The sequence below is a fragment of the Microcoleus sp. Pol1C5 genome (assembly GCF_036701115.1).
In the GTDB taxonomy this organism is placed as follows: Bacteria; Cyanobacteriota; Cyanobacteriia; order Cyanobacteriales; family Microcoleaceae; genus Microcoleus.
On record NZ_JAUBQE010000043.1, the window covers coordinates 1 to 13,626 of the forward strand.

The 13,626-nt window shown below is 45.1% G+C and carries 11 protein-coding genes; 5 read left to right on the top strand and 6 right to left on the bottom strand.

Annotation, left to right across the window (positions count from 1 at the left end; all coding sequences use genetic code 11):
- Positions 1–67: 67 nt before the first annotated feature.
- Positions 68–1,678 carry a type IV secretion system DNA-binding domain-containing protein gene (locus QUA23_RS21905; RefSeq protein WP_333078172.1) on the top strand — a complete coding sequence of 537 codons (1,611 nt, stop codon included), beginning with the start codon at positions 68–70 and terminating at the stop codon, positions 1,676–1,678.
- Complete coding sequence (locus QUA23_RS21910; protein WP_333078171.1) at positions 1,678–2,838, top strand: hybrid sensor histidine kinase/response regulator; 1,161 nt, start codon at positions 1,678–1,680, stop codon at positions 2,836–2,838. Before QUA23_RS21905 ends, QUA23_RS21910 begins: the two co-directional genes overlap by 1 nt.
- Before the next feature lie 81 nt (positions 2,839–2,919).
- Here the strand turns inward: QUA23_RS21910 and QUA23_RS21915 are convergent, their stop codons facing one another.
- From QUA23_RS21915 to QUA23_RS21925, 3 genes are all read right to left on the bottom strand, one after another.
- Positions 2,920–3,597, bottom strand: a complete 678-nt coding sequence (locus tag QUA23_RS21915; protein WP_333078170.1) for a response regulator transcription factor — start codon at positions 3,595–3,597, stop codon at positions 2,920–2,922.
- A 273-nt stretch (positions 3,598–3,870) separates the two neighbouring features.
- A complete protein-coding gene (locus tag QUA23_RS21920) occupies positions 3,871–4,581 on the bottom strand; it encodes a hypothetical protein (protein ID WP_333078169.1) in 711 nt (236 codons plus the stop codon).
- 128 nt (positions 4,582–4,709) lie between these two features.
- Positions 4,710–5,141, bottom strand: a complete 432-nt coding sequence (locus QUA23_RS21925) for a helix-turn-helix domain-containing protein (protein WP_193975537.1) — start codon at positions 5,139–5,141, stop codon at positions 4,710–4,712.
- Positions 5,142–5,495: 354 nt separating this feature from the next.
- Here QUA23_RS21925 and QUA23_RS21930 point away from each other — a divergent pair, with 354 nt between their 5' ends.
- The gene (locus QUA23_RS21930; RefSeq protein ID WP_333078168.1) at positions 5,496–6,563 is read left to right on the top strand and encodes a hypothetical protein; all 1,068 of its coding nucleotides are present in this window, start codon (positions 5,496–5,498) and stop codon (positions 6,561–6,563) included.
- A gap of 12 nt (positions 6,564–6,575) precedes the next feature.
- Here the strand turns inward: QUA23_RS21930 and QUA23_RS21935 are convergent, their stop codons facing one another.
- The 3 genes from QUA23_RS21935 to QUA23_RS21945 all read right to left on the bottom strand — a co-directional run bounded on the left by QUA23_RS21935 (position 6,576) and on the right by QUA23_RS21945 (position 12,352).
- Positions 6,576–7,757 carry a hypothetical protein gene (locus QUA23_RS21935; RefSeq protein WP_333078167.1) on the bottom strand — a complete coding sequence of 394 codons (1,182 nt, stop codon included), beginning with the start codon at positions 7,755–7,757 and terminating at the stop codon, positions 6,576–6,578.
- Between the two features lie 38 nt (positions 7,758–7,795).
- Complete coding sequence (gene iscB / locus QUA23_RS21940) at positions 7,796–9,097, bottom strand: RNA-guided endonuclease IscB (RefSeq protein WP_333078166.1); 1,302 nt, start codon at positions 9,095–9,097, stop codon at positions 7,796–7,798.
- Positions 9,098–9,727: 630 nt separating this feature from the next.
- Positions 9,728–12,352, bottom strand: a complete 2,625-nt coding sequence (locus tag QUA23_RS21945; RefSeq protein ID WP_333078165.1) for a DEAD/DEAH box helicase — start codon at positions 12,350–12,352, stop codon at positions 9,728–9,730.
- Positions 12,353–12,625: 273 nt separating this feature from the next.
- On the opposite strand from QUA23_RS21945, the gene QUA23_RS21950 reads away from it, so the two are divergent.
- A complete protein-coding gene (locus QUA23_RS21950; RefSeq protein WP_333078164.1) occupies positions 12,626–12,823 on the top strand; it encodes a hypothetical protein in 198 nt (65 codons plus the stop codon).
- 88 nt (positions 12,824–12,911) lie between these two features.
- Entirely contained in the window at positions 12,912–13,514 is a 603-nt protein-coding gene (locus QUA23_RS21955) for a hypothetical protein (RefSeq protein WP_333078163.1), read from the top strand.
- The last annotated feature ends 112 nt before the right edge of the window (positions 13,515–13,626 follow it).

Below are 13,626 nucleotides of genomic sequence, written 5' to 3' on the forward strand. Positions count from 1 at the left end.
TTAATTGGGTCAACAGGTAAAAAATGAGTAAAATTACTCATTGACAACTTTGGTTTTAGCTTAACTTGTGAGTAATGGTCAGGGATTGAGTGCTCGATTGCAAACGCTATTAGGTGCAAATCCTACAGTTTGGTTTCCCCACGCAGAACGCGGAACTTTAGTTATTGGTGCTCCGGGTTCTGGCAAAACATTCAGCGTCATTGACCGCATGGTTGAAAGTGCATTCCAGCAAGGGTTTCCTGCCATTATTTACGACAAAAAAGGAGACCAAATGAAACTCCTTGCACCCCTTGCAGTGCGCTACGGCTACGATGTGCAAGTGTTTGCGCCAGGGGAAGCTTACAGCGGCACTATCAATCCTCTGGATTTTATGAGAGATGCACAAGATGCAGTAATGGCAGCAGAAATTGGACAAGTTATTGCTCGAAATGCTAGTCCGGGGGAGAGCAAAGGCAATGAGTTTTTTGAGAAAGCAGGCGAGTTGATGGCGAAGGGTTTAGTGCAGTTGGCAAAAAGCAGTCCTTACCCGGATTTAGCTTTTGTGTACGCAATTATTCAACTCCCAGATTTGGTCAAGCGCATCGACCACGCCGTTCATCGGCCCGACGGTCATCCCCTCAAAATGGACAGGTGGATTGCCTCTAGTTTTTCGCAGTTATTAAGTTCAAAAGATGCTGAAAAAACAGTGGCGGGCATCAAGGCCACCGCAGAGGCTACCTACTCCAGTTTCATTCAAAAAGATTTGTTGCGGGCATTTATTGGTCGCAGCACCATTCCGATTGCTTTAGAAGGCAAAAAGTGCATTATTTTCAAATTAGATGACCAAAGGCGCACTGTAGTGGGACCGCTGTTAGCTGCTGCTATTCACTTATGTGTGGTGTCTAATTTGAGTCGGGTACGTTCTGACCCATTTTTGTACTGCTTAGACGAGTTTCCGTCTCTCAAGTTCGACAGAATGGATCAGTGGGCTAACGAATATCGTTCTGCTGGCGGCGTGCCGATTGTTGGCATTCAATCCCTCAATCAACTCTATAATCTCTATGGGGATAAAAAAGGGGCTGCGATCGCCAGTGCTTTGTCAACTCATGTCCTCTTCAACCCCGGCGATTTTGAGACAGCCGAGAAATATTCTAAGCGGTACGGGGAAGTAGAAGTGCTGGTAAAAAATCGATCGACCGGCAGCTCGACGGGGCAGCAAACGAGCCGTTCTGTCAACTGGAGCGAACAGTTGCAAAAGAAACCGCTGATTAGTCCTGACGAAATTCTGAGGTTTCCTCAAGGCAAGTGCGTCATCACTTCACCGGCCTACGCAACGGGGACAGAAGCTTTATTTCCCTACCCTCTCAAGATTCCGGTGCGGCCCGGCGACATAAAACGAGCTAAAGAGTCTGAAGAACTGTGGGACAGCAGCATCAGACCGCAACTTGAAAAGCGGGCAAAAGCTTTGTCAGTCGAGCAGCAGACGGGTAAACTGCTCAATATAGATGAAGAACTCGACAAGCGGATTCGATTCGCTTACCAATTGCTGCCACATCCCAACGATCCAGAAGAACCCGTGACTGTGGCTGATGTTAAGTCGCCTGTTAATGCTGCTGGTGCGAACAGCGCGGCTGGGAAAATAGCGGTTGGCAATATTCGGACAAAACTTAAAAATCTGTCATTTGGTGGCGATCGATAATGGAGCAAACTAAACAATTTTTGGCTGACATTTTGATTGTTGACGATATTCCAGCCAACATTCAACTGCTGTCTCAACTGCTAATTGAAAACGGTTACAAAGTCAGGAAGCTGATTAGTGGAGAGCGAGCTTTAAAAGCAGTAGAATTGCAAGCACCCGACTTGATTTTGCTAGACATAAAAATGCCCGGTATGGATGGCTATGAAGTCTGCCGCCAACTTAAAGCATCTGAAGCTACTTGTGATATCCCTATAATTTTCATCAGCGCTTTAGATGACGTATTTGACAAAGTAAAAGGGTTTGAGGCGGGCGGTGCTGACTACATTATAAAACCTTTTGAGCCTGTTGAAGTGTTAGCGCGGGTATCGGCCCAACTTAAAATGCAGCGTTTACAGCAGCAACTTCGCTGCGCTAACGTGCAATTGGCTACACAAAATGTTCAGCTCAGCCAGGAAATTCAAGAAAGACAGCAAGCAGAAGCCAATTTAAGAATGCTGTTGCACGCTGTTTCGCACGATTTGCGATCGCCTCTATCAGGAATGTCGCTACTGCTGCGAAGTCGCCTCAATGATGCTGCCAGCAACATTGTTATGGATAGGCGGACTGTGGAGGTTATGGTGCAAAGTTGTTCGCGCCAACTCCAGTTGATTGAGTCACTAACAGCAACACAACAGTTTGATGTGAAAAGTGCTTCTTTAGCCATGAAGCCGCTGTCGCTGCCCGCTTTAGTCCAAAATATTCTTATTGAAAGATTACCAATTCTCAACCAGCATCGAGTCAAGGTTAAACAGCGTTTTGCAGCAGATTTGCCTTTAGTCAATGCTGATGCCCAGCAGCTTTGGCGGGTGTTTGGCAATCTGATCGACAATGCTGTTAAATACAATCAGTCTGGGTTTATTTTGACTGTAGAAGCTAAACGGGAAGGTGAGATGGTTTGCTGTACGGTTGCAGACAATGGGGCAGGAATTTCTCCTCAGCAATGTGCAAGATTATTCGAGCCTTATACGAGGGGAGTTGGAGTTAGTTTAAGGCAAGGGTTGGGATTGGGACTTTACATTTGCAGGCAAATTGTTGAGGCTCACGGCGGAGAGATTGGCGTTGATAGCGAATTGGGAAAAGGAGCGAGGTTTTGGTTGACATTGCCAAAGTTTGAAAATTGACAAGATGTCATAATTTGTTACGCAATAGCTACGCCTCAAAAACCACTTTTTTTAGAACAATTAGAAGCTGCATTCTAACGGCTAAACCAGCCCCAAACGCAGTGCTTTAACGGCAGCCTGGGTGCGATCGCTCGCTTCAAATTTAGCTATAATCATCTCTACATGACCTTTGGCGGTGTGGACGCTCATTCCTAGTTGAGCAGCGATTTGTTTATTGCTTTTACCCTCAACTAGCTGCTGCAAAACCTGCATTTCCCGTTCTGTCAGCTTGATGTCGTCATTCGCATAGCTTTCGGGCAGTGGCGTTTTGAGATTTTGCAGCACGCAGTCGGCAATCTTAGGGTCTAGGTAACTGCCACCTTCTTGCACAGTCGTAATCGCTGCTAGAAGTTGTTCTGCGTTAGTGCCTTTAACGCAGTAGCCGTGAGCGCCGCTTGACAAAGCCGCCATTACCTGAGTTGGATTGCTGTGGTGGGTGAGCATCAGGATGCGAGTATGCGGCAGTGCGGCTCTGATTTGCTGGGCGGCTGCAATACCGTCGAGTCCGGGTAAGTCAATGTCCATCAGCGCGATGTCTGGTTGGTGTTGCAGTGCAGCACTGACGGCTTCGTTGCCGTTAACAGCTTGTGCGACAACTGTTAAATGGGGTTGGTTATTGAGGATATGCTGTAGACCGAGCTGCATCATCGGGTCATCTTCAACTATCAGGATGGTTTTTAGTTGGCTTGTTTTTGGTTGGGTGGCGGTAGTTGCAGTCACGGCTAAGATTCCTACTACATTTTATCCATAGTCTATTGTTTTTCCTCATATTAAAGAGTGTCATCCTCCTATGGAGAGAAGAAAAGTATTGATTTTTGGGCAATTTCGTCGGAAGGTGGATGTCTCTCGATAGGAGGATGGTAATAAAGTCGATTCTCCCGAGTTTTAGGTGATCAGAAAAATTCTAGTGATGCGGCCCGAAAAGCCCGCGCGAGAGGCTCACACTACCGTTCCCACCACAAATCCAGAAGAGCTATACACAGTCTGAACAGATTATATCGACACTTCGTTGACTTCATCCAAATTGATTTCATCCAAATTGACTTCATCCAAATTGATAGCTGTTGCTACTTCCTTCGGTTGAGGTGTTAGATGACCATTGAGCTTGATAACTGTTTGTTTTCTCTCTCGTTCAATGGTAGTCAAAAGCCAATTTTGAGTGTGTCGGTGTTGCTTGCTGTCCCAGGCAAACAGAACTTTTTCTGCTGGTTGAGTCGGGTGCAGTGCCAAAATAATCAGTTGTAGCTTGTGAGGCTCGATCTCGAAGAATTCGGCAGCTACCCATAACTTAACTCGGTCTTGCCAAGTCAGTACAGGATGGCGAATCGCCCACTCAAATAGTCTGGGTGTTCCTTTGACTAAACCCACATTTGTACGGACTTGTATCACTTTAAATGGAGGAGAAGGGGAAGAATTTTCTTCTGTCACTCCCCTTTTTGTTCGGTCTAGTTTTGTTTGAAGTGGAATGTCAACAAACAGTTTTCGCTGCGGTAAAAATAGTGATGGCGATAGTTCTTTGAGCTGAAAAACCCACTGCTGGAACTGGGGGTGACTGTTGAGAATTGGCTCGACAGGTAATCCCATTAAAATTTGCTTGACAAGCAGTTGCAAGCGTTCTTGCAGATAGGAAGGAACAAGAGGCGGCTCTTGTACTGGGCTAGTATGAATAGTTTGATTGAGGTCTGATAGAGTAAGGAGGTACATTGCTCAGAGCATAAAAGACTGAGCAATAGCGGCGATCGCCAGAAGTCAGGGGGGAATGGAGAATGAGACGCTGACTTTTCCGGCTTCTCAACCGAAAACCGTGAGGGTGTAGGCTGCTTGTTACCTAATTATACAAGTTTGGCTAAAAATGCTACTGATGAAGAAATGATATCGGCAATATCATCTGGATCGAGGGAATAAATCTTTGCTAAAACTTCTTTTTTAATTTTTTCAGAGCCTATCCTCTTGCTGCCACTCACTTGACCGATCGCCACCTCATCCAAACCGCGTTGATAAACTGATAAGGATATTTCTCCATCCAAATAAAGTTGCAGAGTCTTGGTACTGCCACCGCTTAACTTTGCCAGTTGCCGAAAGTTCTTAGAATCGGATTCGGGTATCGTTTTCCCTTTTAACCACCGATATACGGTTGAAAAATCTACTCCGATAGCGGACGCTAAAGCGCTTTGAGTCCAGCCTTCTTTCAGCAGCAGCTCGATCAACTGAGTCAGCCGCTTTTGGCGATCGAGTATAAGAGAAGATACAGAGCTAACAGTCACAATTGCTTACCGAAAATTTAGGTTTAAAGTCCTGGGGCACACGGGAACTAACGCCCTTGCGAGACACCGACAAGAGTTTGGCTGAGGAGACTCCTCCGAGTGTAAGCCGAGTAGTGGAAAGAGGAAGCCCAAAGAGTGGTCTTGGGAATCCCCGCGCGCGAACGCACCCGGAGGATGTCAACTAACGCTTTTACCGTACACTATTTTACTTTCTGCTGCGTTGAAGCCGATACTTTTTCGCTATTTTACGCCCTTTCTACAAAATTTGAGCAATCACAGCCTTAATCGATTACGCAACTACCATTGCATTATGCAATACTTAATCTTGCACCGCGCAAGACGGACGGAACATCAATGTCATCCTCCAACACAGTTCGCGGTTCTGATGCACATAACTTCTCTGTTGTTCCCAGCGCTGAACTCACTGCGAGAGTTGCACAGGACTGCCACCTAAACAAAGCCGACGCTAAAGATTTGTCTGCCCACAGCAGTACGCTCACTGATGCTGAAGCATTAGAATTAAGCAGCTTGGAAGCTACAGTCGAACGGAGCTTGAAAGCTTTCTGGGAAATAGGGCAAGCTTTGCGCCAGATCCGGGATCGCCGCCTCTACCGACAAGACTTCTCGACTTTTGAAGACTATTGCACTAATCGGTGGGAAATGTCTCGTCGCTGGGCCTACCAACTGATTGAAGCGGCAACCGTCTATGAAAATGTGCGCCATGGCGCACAAATCCTTCCCGCCAATGAGCGCCAAGTTCGCCCTCTAACAGCACTACCCTCCCAAGAGCAGCCTAGGGCTTGGGCCCAAGCCGTTTCTACTGCTCCTAACGGCAAACTTACGGCTTTTCACGTTGCCCGAGTTGTTGAAGAACACCAGAAAAAAAATTCGAGGAATAAGTCTAACAACGAGAACAGTTCCAAAAACCAACGAACTCTTTGGGCCAATCATCCATCGTCAAACCGTGAGATTTCAGCAGCCACTCAAGAGAATGCTGAGGGATTGGGAGCAACATCCAGTCAGACAGAAACTCAATGCCGAAGCTGCTGGAATTGCTATCATTGCAGTTTTGAGCCTGTTCAAGACGACCCTCACAGTTTTTATTGTCAAAAGCTAGGCAAACTAAGCTTTATTGAGAAAGATGGTAACGAACGAGGATCTAAATGTAAATTGTGGCTCGATCGATGGATCGAGCCAGAGTTAGTCAAAAAGGCAAGACGAGCCCAACGAGATACTTTTACCTTAACTCTACAGCTCCCGATACACCTGCAAGCCCAGATGCAAGATGCGGCTAAAACTCAAGGGCTGGCTGTAGCAGATTGGGCGGAACAACTCCTCAAAGCAGCAGTTTCTACAATCAGTTTCGCTTCAGAAGTCCAGCCTACTCATAACATTACGCCCGCCGCCACAAGTGAGAATTAGGTACGTATTGGGCTAGAAATCATCCAAATTAAACAGCGTAAATTGGTGAGGAGATGTTGTCGTATTTCTGGGTCGGCGTTTGCCCTTAACAACTTCTTGAACTACTGGATTTGAGTGAATTGATGTCTTCTTATTCAAGTCAATAACTTCTGAGCTTTCTCCTGAACTTATTTCATGTTCGACTGGATAATCAGTATCATTTTTAGCCTGAGATTCGACAGGATCAAACCACTCATTATACCAGTAAGCAGCGTTTATTGATTGAGGTCTATCGCTACTTAAAGTATTGCCAAGGAGCAAATCAGTTTGACCCAACCACCAAATCGGAACAGCCAGCCAAGGTGAAAACAGATAAAACTGAAACAAAGCGCATTTTAACAGAGTAGGGTCTATATCTTGACCGATACCGCTCAGACAGTAATTTGACTGTGTTAACATTAAAGCACCCGTACCGCACGCAGGTTCATTGAAGTTGGAAGTTCGCTCTGTCTTATTACCACTGACTAACTTAGACATGAATTGACCCAAAGCTAAGGGTGTCGGATAAAACCCTGAACTTTTTTGAGCAGTCTTTCCGCAAATTTGGGGTAGCAGTCTGCCCATATAATCTTCAGGATATAGCATGAGAATTGACAGGTCAAACATCTGATAGAGACGCATTGATGCACCTTCACAGCCGGCGGGTTCTTTGGGTAAAATCTTGTAAGCTGGATGTCCGAATGCGAACAAAACCCAGTCCAAGAAAAACTCCAAATAGTCCCAAGCTGACCAAGTTTTCCATTCTCCATGTTGAGGAATGCAATTGAGGCTATTATCTAACATGGCTTCTGCGGTAGGAGAATGCTGCCATTCGATTTGGGGAATCGGTTCTGCTGGCAAAGTTTCCTCAATTACAAATTTGGGTAAAATTTCTGGTTTTCTGTTCTCCAGAATGGCTAGCATTGGCTCCATCTTCCACCGCATCCAGGCATGAGCGGGGACAGCTTGACACAAAGCCCAATAATCCCACCTTCCCCATAAACATCGGTCTATTTGTGCGAGAATTGTTAAAAGCCAGCCCGGCTTTAAATCTCGTTTGAGGTTGGGGATTAAAGCTTGCTTTTTCTTTTGTTTATAGGGTTGATTTCTGAAATGTAGCAGCGTTGACTCTCTAATTTTGGAGTCAATGATTGGCAAGACAAGCTTGTTTTTCATCAAAATAATGGGTAGAAACCCCGTCTTAAAAGACGGCTTTACTTGAGGTAAAATTGGTATGAATATCCATCTTTCCTCTGAATAGTCTGACAGTATTTGTGGCTAATACCTTGTACCAATTCTTTTGCCGAAATATTGAAAGAGCCACTGCTGCGAACAGCCACTCGACCAATATTTTGACCAACTTTCTTTCCCCTGGTTACTACTGCTTTAACAATGTCGCCAGTTTGAAAACCTTTGACAAATTTGTCACGAGGTACATAACGAGATGGAAAACCAAATTTATCAGTGCGGCACATTTGTCGAGTGCCGTGACCGTTGGCCTTGATTAACAATGGTTGAGTGGTTAACACAATTAATTTATCAACCTTGCCAACACAAGCAGCGTCAAAATAATGAGTTTTGGGCAACTCTAATCGAGTGCGATTGTATTTTGTCTGCCCGCCGGAACCCGTCGTAACAGGTAATCCCGTTAGCTTGAGTTGATTAAACAATGCCCAGCGGGTTGAGTTGACGGCGGTAGCATCTTTGAGTGGTTGTTTGACTTGTGCCATAATTTGCTTGAGCAAATCTGGCTTCTTTAAAAGGAAGTCGTTAATATCTTGAGTACCTTTCTTGAGATTACATTTTTCGCAAGCTAGACACAGATTAGAGATTCGATTGCTACCTCCTTTTGCCTTGGGATGAATGTGCTCTACCTGCAAAGGAATATTTTCTACCTTGCAGTAAGTACATTTTCTCTCCCATTTGTTGAGCAGATATTCTCTGATTTCGTACCCAAGTAATTCGCCTTGCTGATATTCGACCCCATAAATTTCAGGTTTCTCTAGTTGTTGAAGATCGAATCGAACTAACTCCATCGCAATACTATTTACGGGTGCAAATTTGATGAATTTGTTGACCCAGGTCAGCGTAGTATCTACTCGATGTTTTAAGCTAGGAGCTAGCCAACCTTTCGGACGAATGCGATTTAGGAAACGCGCTTGACGGTAGCGGGTATGTCTAGCTCGACGACTTCTACGGATAGCACGACGAGAATCCAAGCTAGCTTTAATTGCTTGTCCTCTGTGATTTAGCTCACCTACGAAGATGATATTTTCACCTTTTAGTAGCGCAATTCCCGTAGTTTTACTACCGGGATCGAGTTTGATCTCGTAGCTTGCGGGGCGGAACGCCATCGACTGTTCAGTTGTATTGACAGCACGTTTAAGAATGATGGTAAATGGGTATCTACGGAAGACCGCAGCTTCGCCATTCGAGAGTAATCTTCTAGCCACGGCAGGATGAACGGGATGTAGTGGTTGTTTATTTGGGTCCAGTACAAAGGTATAGTTTTGCATGAAATTCTCCCTTGCGGGGTAATGTTTGCTTCGCCAATATTTCAAGAGCTTGTTAAGCTAACAACACTGTTTCAGTGACCGTAAAACTGTTTAATTGTTAGCGACAGAGCAGAAGACTAGCACGCATCTAAGGGTGTCGTGACTCTCGAAATGTAGTCAGTTAAGACTGTGGCTGGTCAGAATGGCTTACTGGATTTCTCCGGCAAGCCTCATGCCTTTAGGCTGAGGTTCCTGACGAGTACAAGTCTGAAAAATGTGCCCCTAAAAACCGCAGTAGCGGTTCACACATTTTAAGAATGGGGAATGGGGAGTGGTCCGTGGGGAAGAGACGGGAGCATCTCAATGAAAGCAGCCAAGCAAGCTAGAAATCTAAGTTTTGAGGCAGAAGGCAGGAGGAAGAACGAAAGAGGAAGAAGGAAGGAGCCAGAAGAAGTGTTTTTACAAATATGAGATGCTCCCGGAAGAGAGAGTGGGGAGTAGCTTTTTCTAATTAGAATCGCTCTGGAAGCAATGTTGAACAATTGCCTATTTGTTTGATAACTTTTATGAAGTGAGCTCGTTTCCGCTTGCATTGGAATGGGAGTGGAGGTCAATAATTCCAGATTCCCCCCCACTCCCATTCCCCCATTCTTAAAATGCTTCGCACAGCAGCAGCCCCACCTGCTTGAGTAAAGCTTTATTGCCATCAGGGCATCCCGACTGAATCAAACATTTAGGACAGCCAGAACTGCAAGAACAACTGCGGGCTAACTCAGCAGCCGCATGAGCTAATTGAGGAAGAGAACGAAAAATAGCTTCCGAGGTTCCCGAACCCCCTTCTGCTAAATCGTAAAAGAGTCCTGCATAGTCATTTGCACCTCTCTTCTCTACCAGAAAATTCACATCATTAGCTGAAGCCAAAATAGTCAGAGGTAAAGCTGCTAAAATTTGATGACCGAAACTGTGAATAGCCAACAAATTCGCGGGGTACTCCCACAACTGCTGATATCCGGGAGGAATCGGCTGTTGAGACTGAAGCAATTCCTGGCGAGTAGCTGTTACTATGTGTTGCAGGTAACATTCAACCGGGGAATTCAAACTAATTTGCAGTACAGGAGTCGCAAATTTGATTTCGTAAGGTTGCTCAAAGTTTACCTCATTAAGAACCGATGTTAGCTCAGCCGAGCGAGTTCTCTTGCCACAAACAGGACAGGCAGTACATTTTGGTAAAGGCTCTCTGTAATTGACACACTTTCTATTGAGACAAGTTAACTCGTAATTGCGAGTCAATAATTGATAACCCGTGACGAGTTGGCTAATTTCTCCCCAAACCAGTTCCAAAATAGCTTGAGCTGGAATTGCCTTACTATCCGTTGAATTGGTTTGAACATTTCCTTCAACTTCTGGAATGACCAACGGGATTTGTTGAGGCAAACTCAAATTCTGCTTGAGGCTGGTATCAGTGTGGCTAATTGCTACAGTAAACAGGCGAGTTTCAGGGGTGTTTTGCAAAATAGCTTTGCCATTCAAGAGCGAGCGCGAAGTATAAGTCACCAAACAGCCGTCTGAGTTTTGCGTGCGGTAAATAGCACCAGGAAATACCTCTCGATAAGCAATCTCCGCACTGAGGACTTCAATCTCTTCTTGAGTATCCGCATCCACCAGTTGTATCGTGCTAGCACCCGTTCCCCCTCGAAAGTTTACATCTTTATGCGGAAAGCCTTTAGCCCATAATTTATCCCGGCTTTTGTGAAGAACACCTTGCTCAATTAAAGCCGTTGCAATTTGAGGAGCGCTCTTGCCAAAGTAGTGCTTGAGCTTATTGGCAGGAATGCCTGTTTCGACAGCCGCGCACATCAAATGTTTGGCAATATCTATGGGATAATTCGCATTAAAGCTCACCAATTCAGATTCGGCTGACACCAACAATTCAGGGCGCTCGGCAAAATAGTTATCCAAAGGTGATTGTGCAATAGGAATGAAGACAATTAAACCGGAGTTTGTGCGACCAGCCCTGCCAGCCCTCTGCCTAAAAGCTTGCAAGCTTCCCGGCCATCCCCTAATAATAGCAAAGTCAAGTTGAGGCAAATCAATTCCTGCTTCGAGAGCGCTAGTGCTGAGGATACACTTAACTGTTCCTGACTGCAAAGAGTTAATAATTTCCATGCGGCGCTCGCTTGTTAAACTGCCGTAGAAAATTGCTACTTGCGACTCAATTCCCGAGTTAGTTTGAGTTACAGCTTCTTGCTTAAAAGTTGCCCACAAGTTCTTAATTGCTTGTCTGCCGTTACCGAAGCAAATTCCGCTTTGCCCTTGCTGCAACAAAAACATAATGATGCGAGCAACATCTGAATTAGCATCATGAGTCGGTTTAGTAACAATTAATTGCCGTTCTGGGACAGCAGCTCCGCTAGAGTTAATCCAAACTAACCGCTCGGGTTTATTGATATTTCGCTTTCGACTTCTACCAGATAGTAACTTCGCTAATTTAACTGGATTGCCAACGGTAGCACTCAATATCAGGAATTGCAGTTTTTGAGAAGAACCTCCGCGCTCGTCTACTGCCAATTTTAATCGGCGAATTAAGCTAGCCATGTTAGCTCCGTAAACTCCGTTAAAAGTGTGAGCTTCATCTAGGACAATATAGCGGAGGCGACTTAAAAAATGCTGCCAAGGCTGACTCCAGTGAACGCCTTTCAGCGCATAGTGAATTAACTCTGGTGTGGCGCTGATTATGCTGGGATTTGCATCTAATAATTGTTCTCGGGTTTTGGGAGGAGTATCTCCAGTTAGAAGGGCAAGGCGCGGGCGCGCAGGCTCAGGAATCAGTTGGAGCAAATCGGCAAGTTTTTGACTTTGGTCGGCTGTTAAAGCTTTCAAGCCATAAATAGAGAGTGCAGTAAATTGATGTTGGAGAATGCCCTCTAAAATAGGCAAGTACGCACTTAAAGATTTGCCAGAAGCTGTTGCTGTGCTGAGGATGACATCTTTGCCCTGGCGCACGGCTTTGAGTGTTTTAATTTGGTGCGAATAAAGCTGTTGAATGCCTTGGCTGTGCAAAGCAGAAATTATTGAAGGCGGCAAGTCTTGAGGAATTTTGTAGAGCTTAGGAGTTGTAGCAGTCGCGATTGTCTGATAAATAACCTCTTCGCCTAAAAACTCACACAAATCGGCTGTTGCAGTTGGCTGCAAGTGGCTTGCTTCTGGAAAGTTATTTTGGTGAAAATCCTGTCTGGCTATTAGCTGGGAAAGAAGGTTGATATAATTGGGAGGCATTGGTCACTCTAAGAATGAATCTTTTCTCTCTTACTACCGATAGGTAGGAAAAAGAACGAGAGAAGAAATTCCAAAAAAACCAACTGGGAGTCGGACTGAATTTGGTGGCAATTATGGGTTTGGGTTCAGGAACTAGGGAAACGGTAGGTCTCTGGCTCACTGCGCGATTACCCTGCCCCGTGAGACGCTAGCATTAACACAGTACACTTGCTATGTATATAGCGGTTCTCAAGCAAGTGAGGTGTCAACTGCCTAAGCTGCTACGCATCTAAAGTGTATGTTGGGAATGAGGGGAAGAGAAGGAGAGGGGAAGAGAGGGAGAGGGGGAGAAAGGGAGAAGGGGAGAGAGTGCAGTTCGGAGTTGAAGGTTGGAATGTAGCAAAGAAGAGAGGGAGAGGGGGAGAAAGGGAGAAGAGGAGAGAGGGAGAAATTTTTACGCTTTTTCTACAAGGATTTAAGTATATAATTTAAAGACGCGACAGCTTACCAATTACCAATTACCAGACTTACCTCATTTAACCCAGAAGTGTTATAGTATCCGATTAAGAATAATAAACCTATGCCTTACAGTAAATTCACTCTCAGCAAAGCTGTAGAAGATTTTCATCTCACAATCATTGAAGGCTCGCGTTTTTTACCAGAAATCCTCCCAGTGACTCCTAGTCTTTTACTACAAGATACTCTTAAAGAAACGATTCCCTGGGCGATCTCGGTGAGTAGCGAAAAAGCTCGTTCGGAGGGGATTATCAATCCTGTGTTACTAGAAGTAAAACGCCAACTTCAAGGACAGATTAGCGTTTTTTCAGGCGAAGAATTCAATGTAGAACCGGAGGCTGAACTCACAGGCTATGTTGACTTTCTCCTGAGTCGTTCCCCGGAACAACTATACATTAAAGCCCCTGCGGTTGTATTGGTGTCAGCCAAAAAAGAAGACCTTAAATCGGCTCTTGGGCAATGCCTTGCAGAAATGGTTGCAGCTCAACGCTTTAACCAACAAAAGCAACAGCCGATATCGACGATTTACGGAACGGTAACTAGCGGTACTGTCTGGCGGTTTCTTAAACTAGAAGAGCAATGCGCGTCCATTGATCTTACAGATTATCCACTACCTCCGGTTGAGCAAATCTTGGGCTTTCTGGTTTGGATGATGCAGGAAAGATGAGCTGCTCTTAAACAGAAATAGCGACCTAGTGCGATAAATAAACTCCAAAACTTCTTTGATAAATTAATGATAAAAACAACTTCTTTATCACTACAGTTAATTAAGACTTACG

Bases quoted from the DNA above. Each gene is read 5' to 3' on its own strand.
- QUA23_RS21920 (WP_333078169.1), bottom strand. From the start codon at position 4,581: ATGTACCTCCTTACTCTATCAGACCTCAATCAAACTATTCATACTAGC.
- QUA23_RS21930 (WP_333078168.1), top strand. From the start codon at position 5,496: ATGTCATCCTCCAACACAGTTCGCGGTTCTGATGCACATAACTTCTCT.
- QUA23_RS21955 (WP_333078163.1), top strand. From the start codon at position 12,912: ATGCCTTACAGTAAATTCACTCTCAGCAAAGCTGTAGAAGATTTTCAT.
- QUA23_RS21910 (WP_333078171.1), top strand. From the start codon at position 1,678: ATGGAGCAAACTAAACAATTTTTGGCTGACATTTTGATTGTTGACGAT.
- QUA23_RS21945 (WP_333078165.1), bottom strand. From the start codon at position 12,352: ATGCCTCCCAATTATATCAACCTTCTTTCCCAGCTAATAGCCAGACAG.
- iscB (WP_333078166.1), bottom strand. From the start codon at position 9,097: ATGCAAAACTATACCTTTGTACTGGACCCAAATAAACAACCACTACAT.
- QUA23_RS21935 (WP_333078167.1), bottom strand. From the start codon at position 7,757: ATGAAAAACAAGCTTGTCTTGCCAATCATTGACTCCAAAATTAGAGAG.